This is a genomic window from Sphingopyxis sp. YR583 (assembly GCF_900108295.1).
Taxonomy (GTDB): domain Bacteria; phylum Pseudomonadota; class Alphaproteobacteria; order Sphingomonadales; family Sphingomonadaceae; genus Sphingopyxis.
The window spans coordinates 177,854-201,690 of the sequence record NZ_FNWK01000005.1 but is presented as its reverse complement, the minus strand read 5'-3'; the positions used below and the strand labels follow the sequence as shown (position 1 = coordinate 201,690).

Annotated in this window: 33 protein-coding genes; 18 read left to right on the top strand and 15 right to left on the bottom strand. The window is 64.2% G+C overall.

Annotated elements, in window-relative coordinates; translation table 11 throughout:
* Positions 1-18: 18 nt before the first annotated feature.
* Positions 19-744 carry an oxygen-dependent tRNA uridine(34) hydroxylase TrhO gene (locus BLW56_RS19955; RefSeq protein WP_093512993.1) on the top strand — a complete coding sequence of 242 codons (726 nt, stop codon included), beginning with the start codon at positions 19-21 and terminating at the stop codon, positions 742-744.
* A gap of 38 nt (positions 745-782) precedes the next feature.
* Here the strand turns inward: BLW56_RS19955 and BLW56_RS19950 are convergent, their stop codons facing one another.
* The 4 genes from BLW56_RS19950 to BLW56_RS19935 form a co-directional block, all read right to left on the bottom strand.
* Positions 783-2,135, bottom strand: coding sequence for a L,D-transpeptidase family protein (locus BLW56_RS19950; RefSeq protein WP_093512992.1), 1,353 nt, complete (start codon positions 2,133-2,135; stop codon positions 783-785).
* A 97-nt stretch (positions 2,136-2,232) separates the two neighbouring features.
* A complete protein-coding gene (gene accC / locus BLW56_RS19945; protein ID WP_093512990.1) occupies positions 2,233-3,594 on the bottom strand; it encodes an acetyl-CoA carboxylase biotin carboxylase subunit in 1,362 nt (453 codons plus the stop codon).
* A 10-nt stretch (positions 3,595-3,604) separates the two neighbouring features.
* Positions 3,605-4,090 (bottom strand): acetyl-CoA carboxylase biotin carboxyl carrier protein, encoded by a 486-nt coding sequence (gene accB / locus BLW56_RS19940; RefSeq protein ID WP_093512989.1) that lies wholly within the window; start codon positions 4,088-4,090, stop codon positions 3,605-3,607.
* 69 nt (positions 4,091-4,159) lie between these two features.
* Complete coding sequence (locus BLW56_RS19935; protein WP_093512987.1) at positions 4,160-4,600, bottom strand: type II 3-dehydroquinate dehydratase; 441 nt, start codon at positions 4,598-4,600, stop codon at positions 4,160-4,162.
* Between the two features lie 80 nt (positions 4,601-4,680).
* On the opposite strand from BLW56_RS19935, the gene thiS reads away from it, so the two are divergent.
* The 3 genes from thiS (at position 4,681) to BLW56_RS19920 (ending at position 6,003) form a co-directional block, all read left to right on the top strand.
* Complete coding sequence (thiS, locus tag BLW56_RS19930; protein WP_093512985.1) at positions 4,681-4,881, top strand: sulfur carrier protein ThiS; 201 nt, start codon at positions 4,681-4,683, stop codon at positions 4,879-4,881.
* A gap of 1 nt (position 4,882) precedes the next feature.
* Positions 4,883-5,656, top strand: a complete 774-nt coding sequence (locus BLW56_RS19925; protein WP_093512983.1) for a bifunctional sulfur carrier protein/thiazole synthase protein — start codon at positions 4,883-4,885, stop codon at positions 5,654-5,656.
* 164 nt (positions 5,657-5,820) lie between these two features.
* The gene (locus tag BLW56_RS19920; RefSeq protein WP_093512981.1) at positions 5,821-6,003 is read left to right on the top strand and encodes a CsbD family protein; all 183 of its coding nucleotides are present in this window, start codon (positions 5,821-5,823) and stop codon (positions 6,001-6,003) included.
* An 83-nt stretch (positions 6,004-6,086) separates the two neighbouring features.
* Here the strand turns inward: BLW56_RS19920 and BLW56_RS19915 are convergent, their stop codons facing one another.
* From BLW56_RS19915 to BLW56_RS19900, 4 genes are all read right to left on the bottom strand, one after another.
* A complete protein-coding gene (locus tag BLW56_RS19915) occupies positions 6,087-6,836 on the bottom strand; it encodes a hypothetical protein (protein ID WP_093512980.1) in 750 nt (249 codons plus the stop codon).
* 85 nt (positions 6,837-6,921) lie between these two features.
* Entirely contained in the window at positions 6,922-7,362 is a 441-nt protein-coding gene (locus BLW56_RS19910) for a DUF1330 domain-containing protein (protein WP_093512978.1), read from the bottom strand.
* Positions 7,359-7,910 carry a GNAT family N-acetyltransferase gene (locus BLW56_RS19905; RefSeq protein ID WP_093512976.1) on the bottom strand — a complete coding sequence of 184 codons (552 nt, stop codon included), beginning with the start codon at positions 7,908-7,910 and terminating at the stop codon, positions 7,359-7,361. Before BLW56_RS19905 ends, BLW56_RS19910 begins: the two co-directional genes overlap by 4 nt.
* Positions 7,911-8,069: 159 nt before the next feature.
* Positions 8,070-8,465, bottom strand: coding sequence for a glycine zipper 2TM domain-containing protein (locus BLW56_RS19900; RefSeq protein ID WP_093512975.1), 396 nt, complete (start codon positions 8,463-8,465; stop codon positions 8,070-8,072).
* A 181-nt stretch (positions 8,466-8,646) separates the two neighbouring features.
* Between BLW56_RS19900 and BLW56_RS19895 the strand changes: the two genes are divergently transcribed.
* Together BLW56_RS19895 and rarD are read left to right on the top strand one after the other, a co-directional pair.
* Complete coding sequence (locus tag BLW56_RS19895; RefSeq protein WP_039572978.1) at positions 8,647-8,868, top strand: membrane protein; 222 nt, start codon at positions 8,647-8,649, stop codon at positions 8,866-8,868.
* Between the two features lie 23 nt (positions 8,869-8,891).
* Entirely contained in the window at positions 8,892-9,806 is a 915-nt protein-coding gene (gene rarD / locus BLW56_RS19890) for an EamA family transporter RarD (protein ID WP_093512973.1), read from the top strand.
* On the opposite strand, the gene pyrC is transcribed toward rarD, so the two are convergent.
* Positions 9,803-10,828, bottom strand: a complete 1,026-nt coding sequence (gene pyrC / locus BLW56_RS19885; protein WP_093512971.1) for a dihydroorotase — start codon at positions 10,826-10,828, stop codon at positions 9,803-9,805. The genes rarD and pyrC overlap by 4 nt on opposite strands.
* A 58-nt stretch (positions 10,829-10,886) precedes the next feature.
* Here pyrC and BLW56_RS19880 point away from each other — a divergent pair, with 58 nt between their 5' ends.
* Genes BLW56_RS19880 through BLW56_RS19870 form a run of 3 tightly spaced genes read left to right on the top strand, consistent with a single transcriptional unit; the run spans position 10,887 to position 12,846 of the window.
* Complete coding sequence (locus tag BLW56_RS19880; protein ID WP_093512969.1) at positions 10,887-11,624, top strand: CAF17-like 4Fe-4S cluster assembly/insertion protein YgfZ; 738 nt, start codon at positions 10,887-10,889, stop codon at positions 11,622-11,624.
* A gap of 32 nt (positions 11,625-11,656) precedes the next feature.
* Complete coding sequence (locus BLW56_RS19875) at positions 11,657-12,244, top strand: hypothetical protein (protein ID WP_093512968.1); 588 nt, start codon at positions 11,657-11,659, stop codon at positions 12,242-12,244.
* 35 nt (positions 12,245-12,279) lie between these two features.
* Positions 12,280-12,846, top strand: coding sequence for a retropepsin-like aspartic protease family protein (locus BLW56_RS19870; protein ID WP_093512966.1), 567 nt, complete (start codon positions 12,280-12,282; stop codon positions 12,844-12,846).
* A gap of 348 nt (positions 12,847-13,194) precedes the next feature.
* On the opposite strand, the gene BLW56_RS20475 is transcribed toward BLW56_RS19870, so the two are convergent.
* A complete protein-coding gene (locus BLW56_RS20475) occupies positions 13,195-13,437 on the bottom strand; it encodes a hypothetical protein (RefSeq protein ID WP_143043526.1) in 243 nt (80 codons plus the stop codon).
* Between the two features lie 114 nt (positions 13,438-13,551).
* On the opposite strand from BLW56_RS20475, the gene BLW56_RS19860 reads away from it, so the two are divergent.
* Positions 13,552-14,217, top strand: coding sequence for an MBL fold metallo-hydrolase (locus tag BLW56_RS19860; protein ID WP_093512963.1), 666 nt, complete (start codon positions 13,552-13,554; stop codon positions 14,215-14,217).
* A 5-nt stretch (positions 14,218-14,222) separates the two neighbouring features.
* Here BLW56_RS19860 and BLW56_RS19855 read toward each other — a convergent pair whose 3' ends face one another.
* Entirely contained in the window at positions 14,223-14,660 is a 438-nt protein-coding gene (locus BLW56_RS19855; protein WP_093512961.1) for an MAPEG family protein, read from the bottom strand.
* A 316-nt stretch (positions 14,661-14,976) separates the two neighbouring features.
* Here BLW56_RS19855 and rpmF point away from each other — a divergent pair, with 316 nt between their 5' ends.
* The 5 genes from rpmF (at position 14,977) to BLW56_RS19830 (ending at position 18,039) form a co-directional block, all read left to right on the top strand.
* Positions 14,977-15,156 carry a 50S ribosomal protein L32 gene (gene rpmF, locus BLW56_RS19850; RefSeq protein ID WP_011541714.1) on the top strand — a complete coding sequence of 60 codons (180 nt, stop codon included), beginning with the start codon at positions 14,977-14,979 and terminating at the stop codon, positions 15,154-15,156.
* Between the two features lie 22 nt (positions 15,157-15,178).
* Positions 15,179-16,213, top strand: coding sequence for a phosphate acyltransferase PlsX (gene plsX / locus BLW56_RS19845; RefSeq protein ID WP_093512959.1), 1,035 nt, complete (start codon positions 15,179-15,181; stop codon positions 16,211-16,213).
* Positions 16,210-17,175 carry a beta-ketoacyl-ACP synthase III gene (locus BLW56_RS19840; RefSeq protein ID WP_093512957.1) on the top strand — a complete coding sequence of 322 codons (966 nt, stop codon included), beginning with the start codon at positions 16,210-16,212 and terminating at the stop codon, positions 17,173-17,175. The genes plsX and BLW56_RS19840 overlap by 4 nt, the downstream gene beginning before the upstream one ends.
* 152 nt (positions 17,176-17,327) lie before the next feature.
* Positions 17,328-17,621 (top strand): integration host factor subunit alpha, encoded by a 294-nt coding sequence (locus BLW56_RS19835; protein WP_056373946.1) that lies wholly within the window; start codon positions 17,328-17,330, stop codon positions 17,619-17,621.
* Between the two features lie 19 nt (positions 17,622-17,640).
* On the top strand, positions 17,641-18,039 hold the full coding sequence (locus tag BLW56_RS19830) for a MerR family transcriptional regulator (protein WP_256203721.1): 399 nt from the start codon (positions 17,641-17,643) through the stop codon (positions 18,037-18,039).
* 15 nt (positions 18,040-18,054) lie between these two features.
* On the opposite strand, the gene BLW56_RS19825 is transcribed toward BLW56_RS19830, so the two are convergent.
* Genes BLW56_RS19825 through BLW56_RS19815 form a run of 3 tightly spaced genes read right to left on the bottom strand, consistent with a single transcriptional unit; the run spans position 18,055 to position 21,772 of the window.
* Positions 18,055-18,606, bottom strand: a complete 552-nt coding sequence (locus BLW56_RS19825; protein WP_093512952.1) for a SixA phosphatase family protein — start codon at positions 18,604-18,606, stop codon at positions 18,055-18,057.
* A 57-nt stretch (positions 18,607-18,663) separates the two neighbouring features.
* Positions 18,664-21,399, bottom strand: coding sequence for an ATP-dependent DNA helicase (locus BLW56_RS19820; RefSeq protein ID WP_093512950.1), 2,736 nt, complete (start codon positions 21,397-21,399; stop codon positions 18,664-18,666).
* 55 nt (positions 21,400-21,454) lie between these two features.
* On the bottom strand, positions 21,455-21,772 hold the full coding sequence (locus BLW56_RS19815; RefSeq protein WP_093512948.1) for a GIY-YIG nuclease family protein: 318 nt from the start codon (positions 21,770-21,772) through the stop codon (positions 21,455-21,457).
* 95 nt (positions 21,773-21,867) lie between these two features.
* Between BLW56_RS19815 and BLW56_RS19810 the strand changes: the two genes are divergently transcribed.
* Positions 21,868-22,302, top strand: a complete 435-nt coding sequence (locus BLW56_RS19810) for a hypothetical protein (RefSeq protein WP_093512947.1) — start codon at positions 21,868-21,870, stop codon at positions 22,300-22,302.
* A 6-nt stretch (positions 22,303-22,308) separates the two neighbouring features.
* On the opposite strand, the gene BLW56_RS19805 is transcribed toward BLW56_RS19810, so the two are convergent.
* Positions 22,309-22,677 (bottom strand): PilZ domain-containing protein, encoded by a 369-nt coding sequence (locus tag BLW56_RS19805; RefSeq protein WP_093512945.1) that lies wholly within the window; start codon positions 22,675-22,677, stop codon positions 22,309-22,311.
* Positions 22,678-22,777: 100 nt separating this feature from the next.
* Here BLW56_RS19805 and BLW56_RS19800 point away from each other — a divergent pair, with 100 nt between their 5' ends.
* Together BLW56_RS19800 and BLW56_RS19795 are read left to right on the top strand one after the other, a co-directional pair.
* Positions 22,778-23,188 (top strand): response regulator transcription factor, encoded by a 411-nt coding sequence (locus BLW56_RS19800; RefSeq protein ID WP_093512943.1) that lies wholly within the window; start codon positions 22,778-22,780, stop codon positions 23,186-23,188.
* Between the two features lie 98 nt (positions 23,189-23,286).
* Positions 23,287-23,823, top strand: coding sequence for a DUF4199 domain-containing protein (locus tag BLW56_RS19795; protein WP_093512941.1), 537 nt, complete (start codon positions 23,287-23,289; stop codon positions 23,821-23,823).
* The last annotated feature ends 14 nt before the right edge of the window (positions 23,824-23,837 follow it).

Below are 23,837 nucleotides of genomic sequence, written 5' to 3'. Positions count from 1 at the left end.
CGCCTACATGGCGCGCGCATGTTCCAGGTTGCCGCCCTCTATCGCTTCGCGTCCTTCGACGATCCCGCCGCCCTGCGCCAGCCGCTTTTCGAGCTGTGCGCGGCCGAAGGAGTAAAGGGCACGCTGCTTCTGGCGCGCGAGGGGATCAACGGCACGATCGCCGGAACCGAGGCGGGGATCGCGGCGGTTCTGGGTCATATCCGTGCGCTGCCCGATTGCGCCGCGCTCGATGTCAAATATTCGACCGCCGCCGACATGCCGTTCGGGCGGATGAAGGTGCGGCTCAAGAAAGAGATCGTCACGATGAAGGTGCCGGGGCTGGACCCGGCGCGCGAAGCCGCGCCCTATGTCGATCCCGCCGACTGGAACGCGCTCGTCGACGATCCCGACACGGTGCTCATCGACACGCGCAACGGTTTCGAGGTCGGTTACGGCAGCTTCGCGGGTGCGATCGATCCCGAGACGAAAAGCTTCGGAGACTTCCCCGACTGGTGGCGCGCCAATGCCGACCGCTTTGCGGGCAAGCGCGTCGCGATGTTCTGCACCGGCGGCATCCGCTGCGAAAAATCGACCGCCTTTCTCCGCCATGAGGGCGTCGAGGATGTCGTCCACCTGAAAGGCGGCATTCTCGCCTATCTGGAACAGGTGCCCGAGGCCGAAAGCCGCTGGCACGGCAGCTGCTTCGTCTTCGACGAGCGCGTGAGCGTGGGCCACGGGCTGGTCGAAACCGGCGAGAAGGATTAAATCCGCAGAAGGGCGCCCCGGGCAAGCCGGGGTGCTGTTCAATAAATTCCGCTGGTTCCCGGCGTCGTCGCGCGCGCCGTCGTCACCGTCGGCACGACTTCGGGCGGCTTCGGCGCGATGATCGTCGCGGTCGGACGGCCTGGCTTGGCGAAGCTCGCGACTACGGGCGCATCGCGGCCATAGATGTCAGAGAGCTTCTTCACGTTGCCCTTGCCGTCGGGGATGACGGTCCAATAGGCGACATAGACCGGGAAGGGGCTGTCGAAGCCGAAGCGCGTCGTCTTGCCGCTTGCGATCGCTTCGCCGAATTCCTCGGGGCTTTTTCCGGCGAACATCACCGCCATCAGGCCCGAAAAGTGCAGCGCCCGCTCGGTGCGGATGCAGCCGTGGCTGAACGCGCGCGCGGCGGCGGCGAAGGCGCCCTTCGAGGGCGTGTCGTGGAGGTAGATGGCGTGCGGGTTGAGCATCTCCATCTTCATCACGCCCAGCGCATTGTTCGCGCCGGGCTGCTGGACGACCGAGAGCGTTTTGCCGCTACCTGTCCAGGTATAGCCCTGCGCGCGCGCCGAGGCGGGATTGCGTGCGATCGTCGCGCCGATGCCCTCGTTGATGATGCTGCGCGGCAGCGTCCACGTCGGGTTGACGATGATGCCCGTCGCCATCGGGTTGAGCTGCGGCGTCGGGGTCGAATTCTTGCCGACCACGGCCTTGTGGGTCGCGATGATCGTACCGCCATGGACGACGCGCGTCACATATTCGGGAACATTGCTGACGACATAGCGTTCGCCGAGCGCGCGCGGCATCCAGCGCCAGCGTTCCATGTTGACGCGGATGGCATTGGCGTCGGCAGGGGTCTTCGCCTTTTTGAGCGACGCCTTGAGCACCGCGAAATCGGGATGCACCGGGTCGAGCGTGGCGAGCGTTTCCTTCACCGTGCCGGCACCGAGCGCCGCGGTGAGAAGCGAGATAAGGGGCTCGCTGTCGCCGTCGCTGTCGACCATGAACCATTGTTTGCGCGCCGCATTGGGCGTGCGCCCGTCGCGCAAATGCGTCGCGAGCAGCAGAAAGCTGTCGGTCGCGGTCTTGTCGAGTTTCGCCTGGTCGCCGCCAAGGATCGCGGCGGCAAGGCCGTCGGGGTTGTAATCCTTCGCAAACAGGCCTTCGTCGCCGACCTTTTCGATGAAGCTCAACAGTGCGGTCGCATTGTCTTCCGACCAGCTCGGCATGTCGATCTGCGCCGCAACCACGGGGGCGTCATCCTTGACCTTGTCGGGTTGCAGGATGACCGAATCCTCCTTGACCTGCTGCCCGAGGGCAGGGGCCGCGAGCAGGCTCAGCGGGAGGAGAAGCGCCGCAGTGTGACGCGCGGAAATGGGAGTGTTTTTGGCCATGGTTAAAGGCCATAGCCAAAAAACATCCACAGTTAAAGTGAGCTGCGGCACAGTCCGTCGCAGTTCCAAAGCTCCAATGCCGGGATGGCCGGTGCGACTAGTCTTTCGCCGCTTCGTCCTGTCTGGCCAGCCATTCCTCGAGCCACTTGATCGTATAGTCGCCGTGGATGACGTCGGGATCGGCTAGCAGCGCCTGATGAAGCGGGATGTTCGTCTTGACGCCGCCGATCACCATTTCCTCGAGCGCGCGGCGCATCCGCATCATGCAGCTTTCGCGCGTGCGGCCATAGACGATCAGCTTGCCGATCATGCTGTCGTAATAGGGCGGGATCGAATAGCCGGCATAGAGCCCGCTATCGACGCGGACGTGCATGCCGCCCGCGGCGTGATAGTTGGTCACCTTGCCCGGCGAGGGCAGGAAACTGCGCGGATCCTCGGCATTAATGCGGCATTCCATCGAATGGCCGCGGAATTCCAGGTCTTCCTGTTTGACCGAAAGCCCGGCGCCGCCCGCGATGCGGATCTGCTCGCGGACGAGGTCGAAACCGGTGATCATTTCGGTCACCGGATGTTCGACCTGGATGCGCGTGTTCATCTCGATGAAGAAGAACTCGCCATTTTCCCACAGGAACTCGATCGTGCCTGCGCCGCGATAGCCCATTTTCGCCATCGCATCGGCGCAGATGCCGCCCATGCGCGCGCGTTCCTCGGCCGAGATGATCGGCGAGGGGGCTTCTTCGAGCACCTTCTGGTGGCGGCGCTGGAGCGAACAGTCGCGTTCGCCGAGGTGGATCGCGGTGCCCTTGCCGTCGCCGAAGACCTGAAATTCGATATGACGCGGATTGCCGAGATATTTTTCCATATAGACGGTCGGGTCGCCAAAGGCGGCCGCCGCTTCGGATGAAGCCTGACCCATCAGGCTTTCGAGGCTGTCCTCGTCGGGAACGACCTTCATGCCGCGCCCACCGCCGCCCGAGGCGGCCTTGATCAGGACGGGGTAGCCGATTTCCTTCGCGAGCGTCTTCGTTTCCTCGTTGAAGGTGACGGCGCCCGGCGAACCCGGAACGACCGGCAGGCCGAGCGCGACCGCGGTGCGCTTCGCCTCGACCTTGTCGCCCATCGTGCGGATATGCTCGGGCTTGGGCCCGACGAAGATCATATTATGCGCTTCGATGATCTCGGCGAAACGCTCGTTTTCGGACAGGAAGCCATAGCCCGGGTGAATCGCGTCGGCGCCGGTAATCTCAGCGGCGGCGATGATCGCGGGGATGTTGAGGTAGCTGTCCTTCGCGGCCGGCGGGCCGATGCAAACGGCCTGATCGGCCAGCCGGACATGCATCGCGTCGGTATCGGCGGTCGAATGCACCGCGACGGTCTTGATGCCCATTTCGTGGCACGCGCGATGGATGCGCAGCGCGATCTCGCCGCGGTTGGCGATCAGAAGCTTTTCAATGCCCATATGTGGGGCCTCAGCCGATGGTGAACAGCGGCTGGTCGAACTCGACCGGCTGGCTGTTCTCGACATGCACGGCCTTCAGCGTACCCGAAGCGGGCGCGGTGATCGGGTTCATCACCTTCATCGCCTCGATGATCAGGATCGTGTCGCCGGCCTTTACCGCCGAACCGACGGCGGCAAAGTTCGGGGCGCTGGGTTCGGGCGCGAGATAGACGGTGCCGACCATCGGCGATTTCACCGCGTCGGCGAAATTATCGGTGGCAGGCGCGGCGGCCGCGGCAGGTGCCGCAGCAGCGGGCGCGGCGGCGGCGGGCGCTGCGATCGGCGCAGGCGCATAAGCGACAGGTGCGGCGGCGGCGGTCAGCGTGCGGGCGACGCGAACCTTGCGCTCGCCGTCCTCGACCTCGATTTCCGAAAGCTGCGTATCGTCGAGCAATTCGGCCAGTGCGCGGACGAATGCCGGATCGATGTTGATGCCATTGTCTTTATGGTCACCCATGAGAATTTTCCTGTTGTTGCGGCGTCCATTATCAGGACGCTCAGACCCCGTTTTTGATGCGCCCTATTGTCAGAGACGGGCGGCGGCGTCCAGCGCCAGCGTATAGCTGTTCGCGCCATGACCTGCAAAATGCGCGGCCGCGGCCATGCCGACATAGCTTAAATGCCGGAATTCTTCGCGTTTCATCGGGTCCGACAAATGGACCTCGATCACCGGCACCTTGATCGATTTGATCGCATCGTGAATCGCGATCGAGGTGTGCGTATAGCCGCCGGCGTTGAGCAGCACCGCCTTGGCGCCGGCGACATAGGCCTCGTGCAGCCAGTCGATCAGCACCCCTTCATGGTTCGTCTGGCGGCATTCGACCCGCAGTCCCAGCCCGGCGGCCTGCGCCTCCAGCCGCGCATGGATGTCGTTCAGCGTGTCATGGCCATAGATTTCGGGCTCGCGCGTACCGAGCAGGTTGAGGTTCGGGCCGCTGAGGACATAAACGGTTTGCGGATCGGGCAAGGCGCGGGCTTTCGGTTGCGGCGGAGGATGCTCCCCCTATATGGGCTGCTCGGCAAAAGGCAAAGCGAGGCGGATTTCAGGTGATCGCGGTCATTCTCAATGGCGAACCCCGGCAGGTGCGCGAAGGCAGCATCGCCGATCTCGTCGCGTCGCTCGGCCTCGACGTCAAGAAGGTCGCGGTCGAACGCAATCGCGAGATCGTGCCGCGCTCGACGCTCGCCGACGTCATGCTCGCCGAGGGTGACGCATTGGAAATCGTTCATTTCGTAGGAGGCGGTTGAGTTGTCAGCGGATCAGTGGAGTGTCGCCGGCCGGACGTTCACGTCGCGGCTGATCGTCGGCACCGGCAAATATAAGGATTTCGAACAGAACGCCGCGGCGGTCGAGGCGTCGGGGGCGGAAATTGTCACCGTCGCGGTGCGCCGCGTCAATGTGTCGGATCCGGCCGCGCCGATGCTGACCGACTATATCGATCCGAAAAAGATTACCTATCTGCCGAACACCGCGGGCTGCTTCAACGCCGACGACGCGATCCGCACGCTGCGCCTCGCGCGCGAAGCGGGAGGCTGGGATCTGGTGAAGCTCGAAGTGCTGGGCGAGGCGAAGACGCTTTATCCCAATATGCGCGAGACGCTGGAGGCAACCGAGGTGCTCGCGAAAGAGGGCTTCCTGCCGATGGTTTACTGCGTCGACGATCCGATCGCCGCAAAGCAGCTCGAGGATGCGGGCGCGGTCGCGATCATGCCGCTCGGCGCGCCGATCGGCTCGGGCCTCGGCATCCAGAATCGCGTGACGATCCGCCTGATCGTCGAGGGCGCGTCGGTGCCGGTGCTCGTCGATGCCGGCGTCGGCACGGCGAGCGACGCGGCGGTGGCGATGGAGCTTGGCTGCGACGGCGTGCTGATGAACACCGCGATTGCCGAGGCAAAAGATCCCATCCTGATGGCGCGCGCGATGAAGCGCGCTGTCGAGGCCGGGCGCGACGCCTATCTCGCGGGCCGGATGGGCCTGCGCAAATATGCCGACCCGTCGAGCCCGCTGGCGGGGCTGATTTAAGGCGGCGGGTTCGGGCCTGGGGATGGCAGCTCCCCACCCAAGCCGCCCCTTACATCCTTCCTTTGCAACGCCTTATCCCACGCGGTGCAACGTCGGACGGCGCCGCCCGTTTCTCCTGCAAGAGGCGAGCCCCTCCCGCCTCTAAAAAGCCAAGGAGAAACCCCGTGGGTGAACTGACCGAAAAGGCAAAAGGCCTCGCCAATGAAGCTGCCGGCAATGTGAAGCAGGCGGCCGGCAAGGCGACCGACAACGAGCGCCTGCGTGCCGAAGGCGAGGCGCAGGAGCGCAAGGGCGAAGCCCAGAATCTGAAGGGCAAGATCCAGGGCGCGCTCGGCGACAAGATCTGACCGCTTGCTCGTCACGCAAGCATGATAAAGGCCCCGGGGTATCCCTCTCCCCGGGGCCTTTTCATTGCGTCATGTAAGTCGGCTTATTTGCCGCCGGACGCGACCAGATCGACGTCGGTCATGCCGCCGTCGCGGCGCATCATCAGCACATAGGCAAGGTCGCCCTTGGTGCCGCCGAGCATATGCTCGTTGCCGTTGACGCGGTGGTCGCTGGAATAACCCGCACGGATCGCCATCGTGTGATAATAATCGAGCACCGCCTGCATCGATGCCGCGGTCTGGAAATTGACGACGCGGATGTTGCATTTGCCGCCGGCGATGCCCGCCGCTTCGCGCAGCGTCGCGCGCGGATAGACTTTGAACGCGGCGGGCAGTCGGTCGGCCCATGCGTTGCCATAGGTCAGCTTGGCGTCGCACGCGCCTTTGTTCTGGTCGCGGGCCAATGCGCCGATCGTAACGGGGCGCTGCTTCGCTTCGCAGCCGTCACAGCCGGCCTCGAACGGCAGGGCTTTCGGCGCGGTCAGCAATTTCCCGGCCGACAGCGCTGCCGCGGCTTCGGCGGCGGTCGCGGCCTTGCCGCCCGCGACGCCGGGAACGCCGCCATCGACGGGTCGGTTACCCGGCCCCACGGCATTCTTGTTCGCCTGACCCGCGAGCTTGGGGTCGACCATGATCTTGTCTTCGAGCGCGCCCTTGATCGCGGGATCGGAGCTGGTCAGTCCGTCGTCCAGCGGCGCGAGCTCGGCCTTGGCATCGGGATTGTCCCGGCACCCGGCGAGCGGAGCCGCCGCCATCAACAGGCCGGCAACCAGCCATTTTCCGCGCAACATCATCGCTAACACTCCCTTATCCTTGAGGGGGAATGCCCGATTTCGCTCTAAAAGGCCCAAATAAAATGAGTTAATGGGCCGGGCTTTGTTATCCGAAAACTGTCTCGGAGCGAGACGCTTTTGGCGCGCAGCGGATCAGTCGCGACGTTTCGACGGCGGCCTGACGGTGAATCACGGCCTCACGATAGACCGGGTCGGTGACCATTTCCATGAAGGCGCCGCTGTTTGGATATCGGGCGATAAAGGCCGCATCCCAAAGCTCGTCCTCCGGTCCGATCACCATCGCTTCCATCGTGCCGCTCCAAACCACGCTGCCGCCGACGCGCTGGAACACCGGGCCGCTGTCCTTGCCATAGTTGGCATAGGCTTCGGCGCCCGTCAGTCCCTTTCCCTCGAGCGGGTGCCCGTCGGGGTAGGTCGCCGCAGCCTTGAAGCGAACGAGGTTAAGCATCTGGATAACGGTGTCGCGCGGCAGCGCCTTGAAGGCGTCGAACTGCGCGCGTTCAGGGTCGATATACCGATCGCTCAAGGCAGGAATTCCTTGCGCTTGACCCGCCACGCGTCGGCGCTCTGCGTCCATGCGTCGACCGGCGCGTCCTCGAACGGTGCGGGGAGGCGGGTCGGGCCGCTGTTCGTTGCGCCGAGCCGTTTCGCGAGCGCTTGCGATCGCGTGTTGGCGGGGTCGATGCTGTGCATCAGCTCGGGCCATTTCAGGAATTCGACCGCGAAATCGCAGGCCGCGACGCTGCCCTCGAACGCATAGCCCTTGCCGGCAAATTTGGCGCGCACGCCATAGCCGACTTCGGGGGCGGGCCAGCCGTCGGGTTCCCACGGGCCAAGTCGTCCGACCCATTCGCCGGTCGCGCGCTCGATCACCGAGAACATCGAAAAACCCCGAATATGCCAGGCACCCGCCAGCGTGCACCATTGGCGCCAGGCGGCCGACCGTGGGCTGGTGCCGCCGATAAAGCGCATCGTGTCTTCCTCGGTGCACATTTCGGCAAAGCCGTCGAAATCCTCGGCCGACGGTGGGCGCAGGATCAGCCGCTCGGTGACGAGCAGGGGGCCATTCAACATTATATAATCTCCCGCAGATGGCCGACGCTTCTGCGACAAGAGGGCGTATTCGGCAAGCGGATACGCTTGAGGGCACCGGCGTTAACCGGTGCCCTCGCCATCAGCGTGTACGGGCTGGAGGGGTCTCGAACCCGTACTCGAGACGGTTGCGGTAAACCCTTAGCGGCAGCGATATTTGTCGCGGTCGACCTCGCGGCCGATCAGTGCGCCGGCACCGGCACCGATGATCGTACCCAGCAGCTTGTCACCGCCGCCGGCGATTTCGTGGCCGGCCAGGCCGCCCACCGCGCCGCCGATCAGAAGGCCGGTCGTGCCATTATCCTTCTTGCAGCGATAACGGCCGTCCTCGCCACGCCACACGCGGGTGTTGCGGCCGATCCGCTCGTCACGGGCGTAATAGCGACGATCCTTCTTGCGATAGAAGTTCGACGACTGGTCGAGCTGATGGAAACCATCGGCCTTGGCCGGGGCCGCGATACCCGCATAGGCAGGGGCGGTCAGGGCGACGCTGGCGGCGGCAAACGCGCCCATCAGACCCTTCGAGAAATTACGCATGTCAAATCCTTTCCTGGTTTCGACGCCTCATCCCGCTTGACGGGACCGGGCGCTTCGAGGGGAAAACGAGCCGGGTGCCGAACCCGTTGCATTAACCCTAGGCAACAAGACGAATTGAGTGTTCCTGTCGATGAACCGAAAGGCTCTTGCCGCATCGGCAGCGGCATGCGACAACTCCGCCATGCTCAATATCGGATCGCTCGTCATTGGCGCTATCGCCTTGGTTCTGGCCGTTTTTGCGTTCATCCCGCTGCTTGGCTGGGCGAATTGGGTGATCGTTCCTTTCGCCGTCGTCGGCCTCGCGCTCGGTGCGATGTCGGACAAGACGAGCGGGCGGAACCTCAATATCGTCGTCATCGTCATCGGCGTCATCCGCCTGATGCTCGGCGGCGGCATCATCTGATCATTTAGACAGTTCAGAGAGCCATGGCACAGACACCGGCCCCCTCGGGGAGCAATCAGGGCGGCTTGCCCTATGCGCTCGCGGCCTATGGCATCTGGGGTTTCGTCCCGCTCTTCTTCAAATTGCTCAGCAGCGTCCCGCCGGTCGAGGTGCTTGCCCAGCGGATCATCTGGTCGCTGCCGCTCTGTTTCGTGATCATGCTGTTCCGCAAACAGATCGGCGACTATCTGACCGCGCTGAAAGATTGGCGCACGCTGCGGCTGCTGATAGCCAGCGCGCTGCTGATCGCGGTCAACTGGCTCGTCTATATCTTCTCCATCTTCACCGATCATGTGCTCGCGGCGAGCCTCGGCTATTATCTCAACCCGCTCGTCAATGTGATGCTCGGCATGATCTTCCTCGGCGAGCGGCTGTCGCGGTTGCAACTCGTGGCGGTCGTGATCGCGGGGGTCGGCGTCGCGATCCTGCTCGCCGGCGCGCTCGATACGCTGTGGATCAGCCTGACGCTGGCCTTTTCCTTCGGCATCTATGGCCTCATTCGCAAGGTCGTCCCGGTGGGCTCGCTGCCGGGGCTTGCGGTCGAAACGACGGTGCTGCTCATCCCGTCGCTGGCGGTCTCGGCCTTTTACCTCTGGGCGGGCGACGGGCGCGGTTTCGGATCGGACGGGTCGATCAGTCTCTTGTTGATGGCGGGCGGGATCGTGACCGCCGTGCCGCTTTTGCTCTTTGCCACCGCGGCGCGGCGGATGAGCTATGCGGCGCTCGGCTTCGTCCAGTATCTCGCGCCGACGGTGCAGTTCCTGCTCGGGCTGTTCGTCTTCGGCGAGCCGCTCAAACCCGTGCAGCTCGCCTGTTTCCTGCTGATATGGGTCAGCATCGCGGTGTTCAGTTTCGACATGCTGCGCAAGATACGCGCCGATCGGGTGGTCGCCGCTTAGGAAACCAGCCGCCAGCCGAGCGTTTCGCCGGCGTGGAAGGGGACGACTTCGCCGATCTTGTCGGGAACGACGGTTTCGCCACGTTCCAGCGTGATCGTCGCGTCATTTAGCGGCAGGTCATAAAAATTCGGGCCATGCTCGCTGGCAAAACCCTCGAACCTGTCCAGCGCGCCTTCCTCGTCGAACACCTGGATATAGGATTCGAGCGCATAGGGCGCGTTGAAGATGCCGGCGCAGCCGCAGGCGGCTTCTTTCGTGTGGACCGCGTGCGGTGCGCTGTCGGTGCCAAGGAAGAATTTGGGCGACCCCGACACCGCGGCGGCGCGGACGGCAAGCCGGTGCTGCTCGCGCTTTGCTACCGGCAGGCAATAGGCGTGCGGCCGGATGCCGCCGACCAGCATCGCGTTGCGGTTGATGTGGAGGTGCTGCGGCGTGATCGTCGCAGCGATATTGGCGGGGGCGGCCATCACGAAATCGACCGCTTCGGACGTCGTAATATGTTCGAAGACGATCTTCAGGTCCGGCAGGTCGCGGACAAGCCCCTTCAGCGTGCGTTCTATAAACACCGCCTCGCGGTCGAAGATATCGACCTCATGGTCGGTGACCTCGCCGTGGATCAGCAGCGGCATACCGATTTCGGCCATGCGCTTGAGCACGGGCATGATCTTTGCGATGTCGGTGACGCCGTGCGCGCTGCCGGTGGTCGCGTGCGCGGGATAGAGCTTAGCGGCGGTGAACACGCCTTCCGCGTGGCCGCGTGCCATCTCGTCCGGGTCGCTTTGATCGGTGAGGTACGCGACGATCAGCGGGGTGAAATCGATCCCCGCGGGCACCGCCGCGTTGATGCGGTCGCGATACGCCGCGCCCTCTTCGGCGGTCGTGACCGGCGGCGACAGGTTCGGCATGATGATCGCGCGCGCGAATTGGCGCGCGGTATATTGCGCGACATGATCGAGCATCGCGCCGTCGCGCAAATGGACATGCCAGTCGTCGGGGCGGCGGATCGTCAGGCGGTCGGTCATCGAAAAGACTCGTCGTAAGTGGGCTTGGCTTTGGCTGCCGCGTCCCTAGATTATCGCCATGTCCAATACCACCCTCTCGACAACGCTGACCAACCGCGCCCTCATCCGTCTGTCGGGGGAGGACGTCCGCGGCTTTCTGCAGGGGCTCGTCACCAACGACACGTCGGGTAATCTGCCGGTGTGGGCGGCGCTGCTCACCGCGCAGGGCAAGGCGCTGTTCGACTTCCTGATCTGGGGCGACGGCGACGATATTCTCATCGACTGCGAGCGCGACGCGGCGGGCGATCTCGCCAAAAGGCTGACGCTCTATCGCCTGCGCCGCGCGATCACGATCACGCGCGAAGAGACGCTTTGCGTTCATTGGGCGCCGGAAGGCGACCTCGGCGTTGTCGATCCGCGACTTTCCGGACTCGGGCAACGCTGGCTGGCCCCGGCGGATGAGGGGGAGGGGGCCGACGCGCGGTGGCAGGCGCACCGGCTCGCGCTCGGCGTGACCGAGGGGCGCGCCGAACTCGGCGACGGAACGACGCTTTGGCTCGAATGCAACGCGGCGGAACTGAACGGCGTCAGCTTCACCAAGGGCTGTTACGTCGGGCAGGAAAATACCGCCCGGATGAACTGGCGGCAAAAGGTCAACCGGCGGCTCGTCGTCGTGCCGATCGCCGAGGCCGACGAAAAGCGACAGGTGATCGCCTGGCCCGAACTTGGCTGGTCGGTCGAGCACCGGCGGGCCGAGAATATCGACGCTGCTGCCGCACCCGGTTGGCTGCGCGAGGGGCTCGCCGCCGGTTCATGACAGATGCAGCCTTTGCTGCTAGACTTCCCGACATGCGCGCTTTGCTGATTTCGTCGGCGCTTGTCGCCGTCTTCGCCTTGCCGGTCCCCCTATATGCGGCGCCGGCATCGTTGCTGCCCACCGAGCCCGAGGTGGCGCAGCCCGCTTCGAAACTCGCACCACTCGACGCCGGTTCGGCTTGGACGCCGCGCTTCGCGGCTGCGGCGGACGAGTTGGCGAGGGCGCTCGCCTCGCGTGACGAGGCGCAATGGGCGCCTTTGCTTGGCGGGCAGTGGCTGTCCGCAGCCGACCGTGCGGGCGTCCGGGGTTTGCTGGTCGATCGCGACAGTCCTTTTCTGCCCGCGCTTTTCTCAAAGGGTTTTGCTCATCGCGCGATCCTCGGCTGGAGTGCGCCGGCGTCGCTCGGCGCCGCCGAACGCGCCGCAATCGAAAATGGGCAGGAGGCAGAGGCGCTCGTCTGTTGGGCGGCGGGCGGTGACGGCACCGGACCATGGCCGACGACCGCCGCCGAGGCTGACAATAGGCCGGGCCGGCACTATGCCTGCGCGCGGATCGCTTACAGCATTCGCGGCGAGACGCCGACCTGGCGCGCATTCATCGAACGGGGCGAGCCCGCTTAACCAATCTCCAACTCTCTTTTGCGAAAAAGCGCCTCATGTTGGGGCGCTTTCTCGGGTTGACTGCGGTAATCGCGGTGGTTTCGGTCGGTATGGCGAGCGTCGCCAGCCGGTCTTCGTCCGATGATGCCGTCGAAACGTCGAATGGCGTTTCGGGCAATCACGACAATTGGACGACGCACAAGGTTCGCAAAGACCTGTCGATGGCCGCGGCTGAAGCCCGGGGGGAAACGGGTCGGCCGCGCGAGGTGTTGCTTGCGCGATCGGGCGATTCGCATTTCTATGCCGATGCGGACATCGACGGCACGAATATTCGGGTCATGGTCGACAGCGGCGCATCGATCGTCGCTCTGACGCGGAGCGACGCCCGGTCGCTTGGCATCGACGTCGACCGCCTTCCCATCACGGGCACCGCGCGTACGGCGGGCGGTGACGTCCCGATGCGTACCGTCATGCTCGACAGCGTCGAAATCGAGGGGATCGAAGTCCGGCAGGTCGAAGCCGCGGTGATCGACGCCGATATGGGCGTATCGTTGCTCGGCCAGAGCTTTCTGGCAAAGCTCGCCGCGGTCAACGTCGAAGGTGACACGATGACGCTGCGCTGACGGCCTCGGCTGTTTCGGGGTGGAGAGCCGACGTTTCCTCAGCCTCTTTCGTCATGCCGGACTTGATCCGGCATCCATAGCTGCGCCGTCGTCGTGGACCCCGGATCAAGTCCGGGGTGACGAGAGCGCCGTATCCTCCCTGCGGCGGAGCCGTGGGGAGGGGGACCGTCGCCGCAGGCGATGGTGGAGGGGCTGCGACGTCGCGTCAAACGCCCCTCCGTCAGCCCTTCGGGCTGCCACCTCCCCATGGCTGCGCCACAGGGAGGAGATTAGCGGCAACTAACGGTCGTTTGCGGCTATACGCCCCGCATCGGCATCGAATGTCGGCCATGGAACGGGGAGCGGTCGTTATTGCCAGCCGCCACCCCAGCGTTCGGCGATGGCGCGAGCTGCAAATGCAACCGCGAGAGCAATGCCGAATATTGTATATCCAATTGCCGCTTTTCTGCGATATCCTTTATGTTTCTCCAGCTTGCGGAATCCGGCTCGCCACATTGGAAACCAGTACAAAGATCCATAAATGTGCGCCAACACACCTGTGCCTACAGCGAGGATGAACACGACTTCCATTGTTTTGGCCAAAAGCGTCATTGCCAACATCTACAAATAGAGATGAATGCCCGCAATTGGTCGAAGCCAGCCATCAGCAGTACCTAATGAGCCGCGCTCTTGCCTTCAGCGGCACATTTCCCCACATCGGGCGCCATGAACGCACCAAATCCTCCGATGCGCGCGGCGATCGTGCCCGTGACCGCCTTCCAGCAGAATTGCACCTTGCTGTGGTGCACCGAAACCAACAAGGCGGCTTTCGTCGATCCCGGCGGCGACCTGCCCAAGCTCAAGGAAGCGGTGAAGCAGACCGGCGTCGAGGTCGAGAAGATCCTCGTGACCCATGGCCATATGGACCATTGCGGGCAGGCGGGAATGCTCGCGAAGGAACTCGGCGTGCCGATCGAGGGGCCGCACGAGGACGACCGTTTCTGGATCGAGGCCTTTGCCGAGGATGGCGCGCGGTTCGGCATGGTGGGCGAAGCGTTCGAGCCCGATCGCTGGCTCGTCGACGGCGACACGGTGACCGTCGGCAACCTCACCATCGACGTCATCCACTGCCCGGGGCACACGCCGGGGCATGTCGTCTTCCATCATGCACCGTCGAAACTGGCGATCGTCGGCGACGTGATCTTTCAGGGATCGATCGGGCGCACCGACTTTCCGCGCGGCAATCACCAGCAATTGCTCGATTCCATCACACAGAAATTGTGGCCGCTCGGCGGTGATACGACCTTTCTGCCGGGGCACGGTGCGCACAGCAATTTCGCTCACGAACGGCGTACCAATCCGTTCGTGAGCGATATGGCCCTCGGCAATTAGGCTGGTTATTTCGGCGCTGCGGCTTCGGTTTCGACGATGTCGGTGGTGATGCTCGTCGGCGTCAGATAGACGATCGCAAGCGCGCCGATCGCGAGGCCGAGCTGCGTTAGCATGGTGATGATCGTGCCGACCATCCGGCCCCACATCATCCCGTCCATTCCCATCGCGTGCAGGATGCGCCCGATCAGATAGAGTGCGCCGACGCCCCACAGCCACATCGACGAGCCGAGGCCGAGTTCGGCCAAGGCGAGCAGGATCAGCACGAACGCGGTATTTTCGACGAAGTTGCTGTGCGCGCGCATGCGCCGCGTCAGCAGGTCGTTGCCACCGTCGCCGATAAAGACCTTTTCCTTTGTGCGGACGCGGCCGACCCGGATCGAGAGCCACAGGTTCAGCAGCGCCGCCCCCGCGGCGATCGTCAGGCTGATCGGCAATATTATCATGTTGCTTCCCCCACATTGTCAGCTGCCACATTGTCGTGATCGAGCAACACAGCTGTGACATCCCCGAACCAAGGCGGCAAGCCTTCGAGATGATGGACGCAATGGGCTTGCCTTTGCGGGCAAAAACGCTATAGCCGCGCCCGATCCGGCACCCGACACCATCTGGCGTTGAGGCACCCTCCGGCGGAAGATTTTCCTGACCTTTTTGGCCGGGAACAGCCTTCGGCTTGGCGGGCGGGCCAGTTATTTCCGGCAACGGAAGTGACAAATCCGGGTAGCCGATTCGTGACACTTTATTTAGAATGCAGGAAATATCATGGCCGTTCCCAAGCGAAAAACCTCGCCCTCGAAGCGCGGCATGCGTCGCAGCCACGACAGCCTGAAGGTTGAAGCCTTTCAGGAATGCCCGAACTGCGGCGAGCTGAAGCGCCCGCACAATCTCTGCAACGCCTGCGGCCATTATAATGGCCGTGAAGTGGTGTCGGTCGGCGCATAATAATCAAGCCGGAGGGCATTAAATGGTACTGACACCGCGAATCGCAATCGATGCGATGGGCGGTGACGTCGGCGTGCGCATGATGCTCGCCGGCGCCGCAATGGCGCGCCATAAGCATGATGGCCTCCGCTTCATCCTCGTCGGCGACGAGGTGCAGATCAAGGCTGCGCTCGAAAATCACCCGAACCTGCGCGCGGCGTCGGATATCCTCCACACCGACGGCGTTGTCTCGGGCGAGGACAAGCCGAGCCAGGCGCTGCGCAAGGCGAAAAGCACCTCGATGGGGCTGGCGATCGATGCGGTAAAACGCGGCGATGCCGGCGGCGCCGTGTCCGCAGGCAACACCGGCGCACTGATGGCGATGGCCAAGCTCGCGCTGCGCACGATGCCGGGCATCGATCGCCCGGCGCTTGCGGCACTGTTGCCGTCGCTCGGCGACAATGACGTCGTGATGCTCGACCTTGGCGCCAATACCGATTGCGACGCCAACAATCTCGTCCAGTTCGCGGTGATGGGCGCGGCTTATGCGCGCACCGCGATGGGGCTGGAAAAACCCCGAGTCGCGCTGCTCAACATTGGTACCGAGGAACTGAAGGGCACCGACGAGATCCGCGACGCTGCGGCGCTGCTCCGCGGCGCGCAGGGGCTGCCGATGGAATTCACCGGTTTCATCGAGGGCGACAAACTGTCGCGCGGCGATGTCGACGTGATCGTCCACGACGGTTTTTCGGGCAATATCGCGCTGAAGACGATCGAGGGGACGGCGCGTTTCGTCACCGATCTCTTGCGCCGCGCCTTTACGTCGTCGGTCCGCTCGAAGATCGGCTTCCTGATTTCGCGCCCCGCGACCGAATTGCTCAAACATCACCTCGACCCCAACAACCACAATGGCGCAGTGTTCCTGGGCCTCAACGGCGTGGTGCTCAAAAGCCATGGTAGCGCCGATGCGAAGGGGGTCGCAAACTGCGTCCATCTTTGCGCCGAGCTGATCGAGAAGGATATCACGCGTCAGGTGACCGAAGATCTCGCGAACTTCCGTAGCGGCGCCGCGGCATGACGTTGCGCGCCATATTGGCCGGTACCGGCTCGGCCCTGCCGCGCACGCGCGTTTCGAACGCCGAACTGGCGGAACGTGTCGATACCAGCGATGAGTGGATCGTCGAACGCACCGGCATCCGTTTTCGCCATATCGCCGAGGCCGACGAGACGACCGCGACGCTGGGCGCCGATGCCGCGAAGCAGGCGCTCGCGGCCGCGGGGCTCGAACCGTCTGACATCGGTCTGATCATCGTCGCCACCGCAACCCCCGACAATACATTCCCGGCCAGCGCCACCAAGGTGCAGGCATTGCTCGGCACGCCCGATTGCATCGCCTTCGACGTCGCCGCGGTCTGTTCGGGCTTTCTCTACGCCGTATCGGTCGCCGACTCGATGCTCCGCACCGGCGCTGCCAAGCATGCGCTGGTGATCGGTTCGGAAACCTTCAGCCGCATCCTCGACTGGGAGGACCGCACGACCTGTGTTCTGTTCGGCGATGGCGCCGGCGCGATCGTCCTGTCGGCCGAAGAGGTCGCCGACGACCGCGGCATCCTCGCGACGCGCCTCCATGCCGAGGGAAAATACACAGATATGCTCTATGTCGACGGCGGACCGTCGACGACGGGCACCGTCGGCCACGTTCGCATGCAGGGCCGCGAAGTCTTCCGCCACGCCGTCACCAACCTCGCGTCGGTACTGGGCGAAGTGATGGCCGAGGTCGGCTTGTCGGCAGATCAGATCGACTGGGTCGTGCCGCATCAGGCGAACAAGCGGATCATCGACGCGACCGCCAAAAAGCTGGGCTTACCGGCTGAACGCGTCGTGCTGACGGTCGATCGGCACGCCAACACGTCGGCGGCTTCGGTGCCGCTCGCACTCGACCTTGCGGTGCGCGATGGGCGGATCAAGCGCGGCGACCTTGTCGTGCTCGAGGCGATGGGCGGCGGCTTTACCTGGGGCGCTGCTGTCCTCCGCGTCTGACGTTTCGTTCCGGCGCATCAACTTCTCGCTCCATCCGTTTCAGTTTGGCGGATTAATTCGCATTTGTTACATATGCGGACGGGACTCGTGACGGTGGGGGCTGTCGCGGACTCAATCGCTATATTCGCTTCAGTGAGGGGGAAGGGATCATCATGGCAGCAGGGACGCTCACCCGGGCAGACATTGCGACACGGATCAATCAGCAGATCGGCCTGTCGCGCAATGAATCCGCCGCGATCGTCGAATCGATTCTCGATCATATGTCCGACGCGCTGGCGGTCGGGCAGAATGTGAAAATCTCGGGCTTCGGCACCTTTGTGCTGCGCGACAAGGCGCAGCGGATCGGCCGCAATCCCAAAACCGGCATCGAAGTGCCGATCCTGCCGCGGCGCGTGATGACCTTTCGCGCCAGCCAGACGATGCGAGCCCGCGTTGCCGGCAAATAAACCGGGCCGGATCTGACCCATGCCGGGTTCTGACATGACCGACGATGGCGGCAAGGCGTCCGGCGCCATGCTCGCCATCGGCGAACTCGCGGTGCGCATCGGCGTTCCGACGCATGTCCTGCGTTATTGGGAAACCCGTTTCCCGCAGCTGAAGCCGCTCCAGCGTTCAGGGCGCCGCCGCTATTACCGCGCGGAGGATGTGGCGCTCGCCGAGCGTATCCATCATTTGCTGCATGTGCAGGGCTTCACCGTCGAGGGCGCGCGCAAGGCGTTGTCAGAGCCGGGCGCGGCCGTGGCGACGACGCGAGCACCGCTAGCGCGCGAGGTGCTCGACAGCGGTACTCCGGTGCGAAAGACCGGCATTCCGGTCGAGCGGCTTGTTGCGCTTCGAGAGCGGCTCGCCGCCGCGCTCGGTTAAAACAGAGCTAAGGTCTCAATCATTATCCATCGCCGGCGCGAGCGCCGGATCGAGGTCGCGCGGGCGGATGAAGCCCGTGAAGCGCGCGCTGTTCGTATCGAGATCGTGCCAGTCGGCAATGTCGAGCTCGAGCCGTGCGAGCGCCGACGTTGGCAGTTTTTCCTCGACTTTCGCGCGCAATTCATCGTCCGCCACATCGGGAACGAGCATCAGGATCAAATCCTCGAGCCCCGGATTATGCCCCGAAATCAGCAGATGTTCGGCATCCTTCCCGGTGTCGCGGATCACGTCGATCAGCGTCGCCGCAGAGGCGAGGTAGATGCGCCGGTCCCAGTGTGGCTCGATCGTGTCGAGGTCGGCGGCGGGCTGGAAGATGTCGAGCGTCTCGGTCACGCGCACCGCAGGCGAGGCGATGATGCGGTCGACGGGCAGCTTCTGCCGCTTCAGCCACTGGCCGATCAGTTCGGCGCCCCGCGCGCCGCGCTTGTTGATCGGGCGGTCGAAGTCGCGTTCGACCTGGACGTCCCAACCCGATTTGGCGTGGCGCAGGATGGTCAAAGTCTTCAAAAATCGCTCCCCGCGCCGCTGCGCTATCCCTCAACTCGCAGGCCTTGTGCCGGAAACTTATGACGGTGAAAAGGCTGGAAAGGCGGTTTTTCTACGTTCGACATTCGCCGCGGCGACATGATTGACCGCCTCGTCGAGCGGCAGGCGGCGGATCGGGGTGCCTTCGGGGAAGGCGCTGAGCAGGCGCGAAGGAAAACTCGGCGAGAGCATCACGAACTGGCCGAAATCGTCGGCGCGGCGGATCAGGCGGCCAAATGCCTGCGCGATGCGGCCGCGGATGACCATGTCGTCATAGGCGCTGCCGCCCTGCGCGGCGCGCCGCGCGGCGTGCAGGATCGTCGGGCGCGGCCAGGGCACACCCTCCATCACCACCAGTCGCAGCGAATCGCCGGGAACGTCGACCCCGTCGCGCAGCGCATCGGTGCCGAGCAGCGACGCGTGCGGATCGGCGCGGAAAATGTCGACGAGCGTCCCGGTATCGAGCGGATCGACATGCTGGGCGAACAGCGGCAGCCCCGCGCGCGCCAGCCGGTCGGCGATCCGCGAATGGACGATGCGAAGCCGCCGGATCGCGCTGAACAACCCCAGCGCCCCGCCGCCCGACGCCTCGATCAGCCGGCTATAGGCGCCGGCAAGGGCAGGGAGATCGCCGCGCGCGATGTCGGTGACGATCAGCACTTCCGACTGGCGCGCATAATTGAAGGGACTCGGCACCGCGAAATGCTGGACGCCGCCCTCCATATGCCGCGCGCCGGTGCGGATGTCGGCGTCGGCCCATCCGCTGCCGCTCCGCCCGCTGCCGCGCAGCGTCGCAGAGGTGACGAGCACGCCCTGTGCCGGGCGATAAACGACGTCGGCGATCGGCCGGGCGGGGTCGAGCCAGTGGCGATGCAAGCCGGTATCGAACTCGCGGCCGTCGTAACGGTCGACCGCAAGCCAGTCGACGAAATCGGGGTCGGCCGGGCCGCCGACGCGCCCGAGCAGCGAAAGCCAGCCGCCGAGCGTGTCGATCCTCGTGCCAAGGCTGTGCCGAGCGCCATCGACGCGCGCGCGGGCCTGTCCGTCCAGCCAGTCGGGCGGATCCTCGATCAGCGCCTCGAGCCGTTTCCCAAGTGCCATCAGCGGACGCAGCAGTGCTTCGATTGCGTCGCTCGCGCCCGCTGCCGCCGTGACCAGTTCGGGCTCGGGGTCGGCGAGTTCGGTTTCGAGCCCATAGCCCGCGTCGGCGGTGCGCGTGTCGATGCTGCGCGCATAGACCATGGCGCGCACGGCGACGAGCAACCGTTCGATCGCGCCCCACGGGTCGTTTTCCGACAAGCGGCCGAGCCAGCCATCGCCGGGCAATTCGGCGGCGGCCGCGATCGCCGCCTGGATCGCACGGTCGCCCGCCTCGTCATAGCTGGCAACATCGGCAAGCCGCGCGGCGAGCCCGCGCCGCCGTCCGCGCGATTTGCCCTCGGGCCCCAGCACCCAGCGGCGAATCTCGACCGCTTCCTGACCCGTCAGCGCCGCCGCGAACATGCTGTCGGCGGCATCCCACAGATGATGGCCCTCGTCGAAGATCAGCCGCGTCGCGGGCGCGCCGCTATCGCGCGGACGCGCCGCCTGCACCATCGTCAGCGCATGGTTGGCGATGACGATATCGGCCTGCGTTGCCGCGCGCGCGGAATGCTCGATGAAGCATTTCCGGAAATGCGGGCAACCGGCATAGATGCACTCGCCGCGCCGGTCGGTCAGCGCCGTCGTGCCGTTGCGGCGAAACAGCGCCGGAAGCCAGCCGGGCAGGTCGCCACCGATCATGTCACCATCGCGCGTATAGGCGGCCCAGCGCGCGACCAGTTGCGCGAGGATTGCGGCACGACCCGAAAAACCGCCCTGCAGCGCATCTTCCAGGTTGAGCAGGCAGAGGTAATTTTCGCGGCCCTTGCGCACGACGACCTTTTCGCGGTGCGTCGCGGCGTCGGGATAAAGCTTTTCGGTCTCGCGCGACAATTGGCGTTGCAGCGCCTTGGTGTAGGTCGAGATGCAGATCGCGCCCGCGGACTGGTCGATCCACTGCTTGGCCGGGGCAAGATAGCCCAATGTCTTGCCGATGCCCGTACCGGCTTCGGCAACAAGCATTTGCGGGCTATCCTTGCGATCGCGCGGCGCGAAGATCGCGGCGGTCGCGCGCGCATAATCCTGCTGCCCCGGTCGCCGTTCGGCTCCGTCGCCGGTCAGCCGGTCGAGCCGCGCCGCCACGTCCTCTTCGTTGATATTGACCTGTCGCGGCGCGCCGCGCGGCGGCTGTTCTTCCCACTCGGGCAGCCGTGCGAACAGCCAGCGTTCATCGGCATCGGGTTGCGACAGCCGCGGCTGGACGAGCGGCGACCATGACCAGCGCTGGCGCGACAAGGCCTGGACCCCGTGCCAGGCGCCTTCGCGTTCGGGCCACTTCGGGTCGGCAAGGCTGGCGAGCATCGCCGCCGCGGCCTTGGGCAGAAAGGCGGCAATATCCTCTTCGCTTTTCGGTGGATTAAGGCCAACCGCGCCTGCGATTCCCGCCGGGGTCGGCACCGCGAACCGTGCGGGATAAAGGAAAGCGAACAGTTCGAGCAGATCGAGCCCCGACAGTTCGGGATAGCCGAGCCGGTCGCCAGTCAGCGTCGCGTTGAGCAGCAAGTGCGGCGTCGCCGCGACCGCCGCAATGGCTTCGCCGCGCCCGACGCGCTGCACGCGGCCGTGCGTGTCGGCAATCCAGATGCCGATATGACTCGCATGGATTGCGGGCAGGGAAAGCGGGTCGGGGGCCATCGCACGACGCTAGGGACAAAAGGCGAACGCGGCAAGGTGGACGACTGCCTCCTGATTACAATTCATCCGTCCGTCCTGAGCTTGTCGAAGGACCGTTCTTGCCTTTTGCCAAAGCAGAAATCCTGGCCCAGTCGCCCCGGATGAGAGCCATCTTTTTGGCACGGCTCCAGCCCTTGATTTGGCGTTCTGCTTCTAATGCTTCAATGCGCGTGGAGAATTCCTGGCTCCAAACAAGAACGACGGGCAATTTGTCGGCGGTGAAGCCGGCCATAGTGCCAGATTCATGCTGCCCTATGCGGTGAGGAAGATTATCCGTGTGGCCCGTGTAGAAAGCACCGCCGCGGCAGTGCAGAATATAGGCCCAGAACCCCATGGCGGCTTGGTTACAAGAAAGAACAGCCCTTCGACAAGCTCAGGGCGAACGGAGGAGGGAATTCCTCTCCTCCGCAACGAGAAAGGACGATCAATATGAGCGAAGCGGCGGCGATCGGTGCGGTGGTCGATGAAATGTATGCGATGATCTCCGGCCCCAAGGGGCCGCGCGACTGGTCGCGGCAGGCCAATTGTTTTCATCCCGACGCGCGGCAGATACGCACATGGATAGGCGAAGACGGACGCGCGACGTTTCGCAGCATGGGTCTCGCCGATTATGCGCGCGACACGACGCCCTTCTTTGCCGGGAACGACTTTTTCGAGATCGAGACCGGGCGGCGGATCGATATATTGGGAAATATCGCGCATGTCTGGAGCGCCTATGAAGCGCGCGCGTCGCCCGACGACACCGTGCCGGAGCGGCGCGGCGTGAACTCGATCCAGTTGTTCAATGACCCCGACCGTGGCTGGCGGATCATGGCGATGATCTGGGATAATGAGCGCGACGGTGTGGCTATCGCGCCCTTTTGATCCCGCTCAGTTAAGCCCGCGCCGGCCGAAACTGATCGGACGCGCGGCTTGGAAAATCTGCGCAGGCTCGACCATCGACGCGTTTCGCGCGAGCTTCAGCGCGTTGTAGAGCGGGCCGTGCGTCAGTTCATAGGGAAAGCGGACGCCCATGCGGTCGAACTCCGACCACATGACGACGGCATAGGTTACCTCTCCGCAATAATGGATTTCGCAGCGCGAGCGCGCGGGCATGCTCGCTCCGTCGATCCGCGCGCCGCCTTCCGACAGGTCGGTGATCCGGCCCTCGATGAAGTTGAGGACGCCGTTGACGGTGACGTCGATCGAAACCGGCGTGCGCTTGTGGCCGCGAGCAGTGGGGGTGCGAAAGTTATCCATGAACGGGACGCTACGCCCGCATGGTAAATTTTCCGGTAACGATAGTGGTGCGGGGCGGCGCGATGTTGCAAGCGATGGCCGATAATGATCTATCGGGACCATGGCCCGCTCGATCTTCCTTTACGGCATCGCGCTTGCGGCTGCGGCCCTTCTGCTCGAGTGGCTGAATTATAAACATACGGTGCATCGCTGGTCGGGCGAATTCTACGTCGTCTGTATCGCATTGGTCTGCGTTGCGCTGGGCATATGGGCCGGCAACCGGCTGACCTCGCGGCCGCGCCAGGCCTTTGTGCGCAACGATCCCGCAATCGCCGCGCTGGGGCTTAGCGCACGCGAATGCGAGGTGCTGGAAATGCTGGCGGCGGGGCACGCCAATAAGGTGATCGCGCGGCAGCTCGATATCTCCCCGAACACGGTGAAGACGCATGTCGCGCGCGTTTATGAAAAGCTGGCAGTCGCCAGCCGGACACAGGCCGTGCAGAAGGCGCGGACGCTGAACATCCTGCCGTAAAATCGGACTAATCGCGTCAAATCACCCGTTTGGGCGATAGATTCCATCCGTTGTTCCGATCCATCCTCCGTGGCATTCACCATTCGGGGAGACAGAATATGGGCAGGATCATTGCAGTCTACGGCGCCATCGCGGGCGTCATTGTCATCATCGGTATGTTCATCAGCATCACCTTCGTCGCCGACCATGGCGCAATGGGCATGGTCGCCGGCTATCTGTCGATGCTGGTTGCGCTGATCTTCATATTCATCGGCGTGAAGCGGTATCGCGATATCAATCTGGGTGGCGTCATCACCTTCTGGAAAGCGGTGGGCGTCGGCCTTGGTATCGGGCTCGTCGCGTCGCTCTTCTACATTCTCGGCTGGGAAGTTTACATGTGGCAGACCGGCGGTACCTTCATGGCCGACTATATCGCGCAGAGCGTTGAGGATATGCGCGCCGCCGGCAAACCGGCCGCCGAGATCGCAAAATTCTCTGCCGAGATGAACGTGATGGCCGAGCAATATAAAAACCCGCTCTTCCGCATGGCGCTGACGCTGACCGAGATATTCCCTGTCGCGCTGCTGGTCTCGCTCGTGTCGGCCGCATTGCTGCGCCGGAGCAGCTTCATGCCAGCGATGCCGCCGCGCGGGTGAGATCGACGGGAAAA

What these genes read in the sequence shown, in the direction of transcription:
- BLW56_RS19955 (WP_093512993.1), top strand. Translation starts at nt 19, where the DNA reads ATGTTCCAGGTTGCCGCCCTCTATCGCTTCGCGTCCTTCGACGATCCC.
- BLW56_RS19950 (WP_093512992.1), bottom strand. Translation starts at nt 2,135, where the DNA reads ATGGCCAAAAACACTCCCATTTCCGCGCGTCACACTGCGGCGCTTCTC.
- accC (WP_093512990.1), bottom strand. Translation starts at nt 3,594, where the DNA reads ATGGGCATTGAAAAGCTTCTGATCGCCAACCGCGGCGAGATCGCGCTG.
- accB (WP_093512989.1), bottom strand. Translation starts at nt 4,090, where the DNA reads ATGGGTGACCATAAAGACAATGGCATCAACATCGATCCGGCATTCGTC.
- BLW56_RS19915 (WP_093512980.1), bottom strand. Translation starts at nt 6,836, where the DNA reads ATGATGTTGCGCGGAAAATGGCTGGTTGCCGGCCTGTTGATGGCGGCG.
- BLW56_RS19905 (WP_093512976.1), bottom strand. Translation starts at nt 7,910, where the DNA reads ATGTTGAATGGCCCCCTGCTCGTCACCGAGCGGCTGATCCTGCGCCCA.
- BLW56_RS19900 (WP_093512975.1), bottom strand. Translation starts at nt 8,465, where the DNA reads ATGCGTAATTTCTCGAAGGGTCTGATGGGCGCGTTTGCCGCCGCCAGC.
- BLW56_RS19895 (WP_039572978.1), top strand. Translation starts at nt 8,647, where the DNA reads ATGCTCAATATCGGATCGCTCGTCATTGGCGCTATCGCCTTGGTTCTG.
- rarD (WP_093512973.1), top strand. Translation starts at nt 8,892, where the DNA reads ATGGCACAGACACCGGCCCCCTCGGGGAGCAATCAGGGCGGCTTGCCC.
- pyrC (WP_093512971.1), bottom strand. Translation starts at nt 10,828, where the DNA reads ATGACCGACCGCCTGACGATCCGCCGCCCCGACGACTGGCATGTCCAT.
- BLW56_RS19880 (WP_093512969.1), top strand. Translation starts at nt 10,887, where the DNA reads ATGTCCAATACCACCCTCTCGACAACGCTGACCAACCGCGCCCTCATC.
- BLW56_RS19875 (WP_093512968.1), top strand. Translation starts at nt 11,657, where the DNA reads ATGCGCGCTTTGCTGATTTCGTCGGCGCTTGTCGCCGTCTTCGCCTTG.
- BLW56_RS19870 (WP_093512966.1), top strand. Translation starts at nt 12,280, where the DNA reads ATGTTGGGGCGCTTTCTCGGGTTGACTGCGGTAATCGCGGTGGTTTCG.
- BLW56_RS20475 (WP_143043526.1), bottom strand. Translation starts at nt 13,437, where the DNA reads ATGACGCTTTTGGCCAAAACAATGGAAGTCGTGTTCATCCTCGCTGTA.
- BLW56_RS19860 (WP_093512963.1), top strand. Translation starts at nt 13,552, where the DNA reads ATGAACGCACCAAATCCTCCGATGCGCGCGGCGATCGTGCCCGTGACC.
- BLW56_RS19855 (WP_093512961.1), bottom strand. Translation starts at nt 14,660, where the DNA reads ATGATAATATTGCCGATCAGCCTGACGATCGCCGCGGGGGCGGCGCTG.
- rpmF (WP_011541714.1), top strand. Translation starts at nt 14,977, where the DNA reads ATGGCCGTTCCCAAGCGAAAAACCTCGCCCTCGAAGCGCGGCATGCGT.
- plsX (WP_093512959.1), top strand. Translation starts at nt 15,179, where the DNA reads ATGGTACTGACACCGCGAATCGCAATCGATGCGATGGGCGGTGACGTC.
- BLW56_RS19840 (WP_093512957.1), top strand. Translation starts at nt 16,210, where the DNA reads ATGACGTTGCGCGCCATATTGGCCGGTACCGGCTCGGCCCTGCCGCGC.
- BLW56_RS19835 (WP_056373946.1), top strand. Translation starts at nt 17,328, where the DNA reads ATGGCAGCAGGGACGCTCACCCGGGCAGACATTGCGACACGGATCAAT.
- BLW56_RS19830 (WP_256203721.1), top strand. Translation starts at nt 17,641, where the DNA reads ATGCCGGGTTCTGACATGACCGACGATGGCGGCAAGGCGTCCGGCGCC.
- BLW56_RS19820 (WP_093512950.1), bottom strand. Translation starts at nt 21,399, where the DNA reads ATGGCCCCCGACCCGCTTTCCCTGCCCGCAATCCATGCGAGTCATATC.
- BLW56_RS19815 (WP_093512948.1), bottom strand. Translation starts at nt 21,772, where the DNA reads ATGGGGTTCTGGGCCTATATTCTGCACTGCCGCGGCGGTGCTTTCTAC.
- BLW56_RS19810 (WP_093512947.1), top strand. Translation starts at nt 21,868, where the DNA reads ATGAGCGAAGCGGCGGCGATCGGTGCGGTGGTCGATGAAATGTATGCG.
- BLW56_RS19805 (WP_093512945.1), bottom strand. Translation starts at nt 22,677, where the DNA reads ATGGATAACTTTCGCACCCCCACTGCTCGCGGCCACAAGCGCACGCCG.
- BLW56_RS19800 (WP_093512943.1), top strand. Translation starts at nt 22,778, where the DNA reads ATGGCCCGCTCGATCTTCCTTTACGGCATCGCGCTTGCGGCTGCGGCC.
- BLW56_RS19795 (WP_093512941.1), top strand. Translation starts at nt 23,287, where the DNA reads ATGGGCAGGATCATTGCAGTCTACGGCGCCATCGCGGGCGTCATTGTC.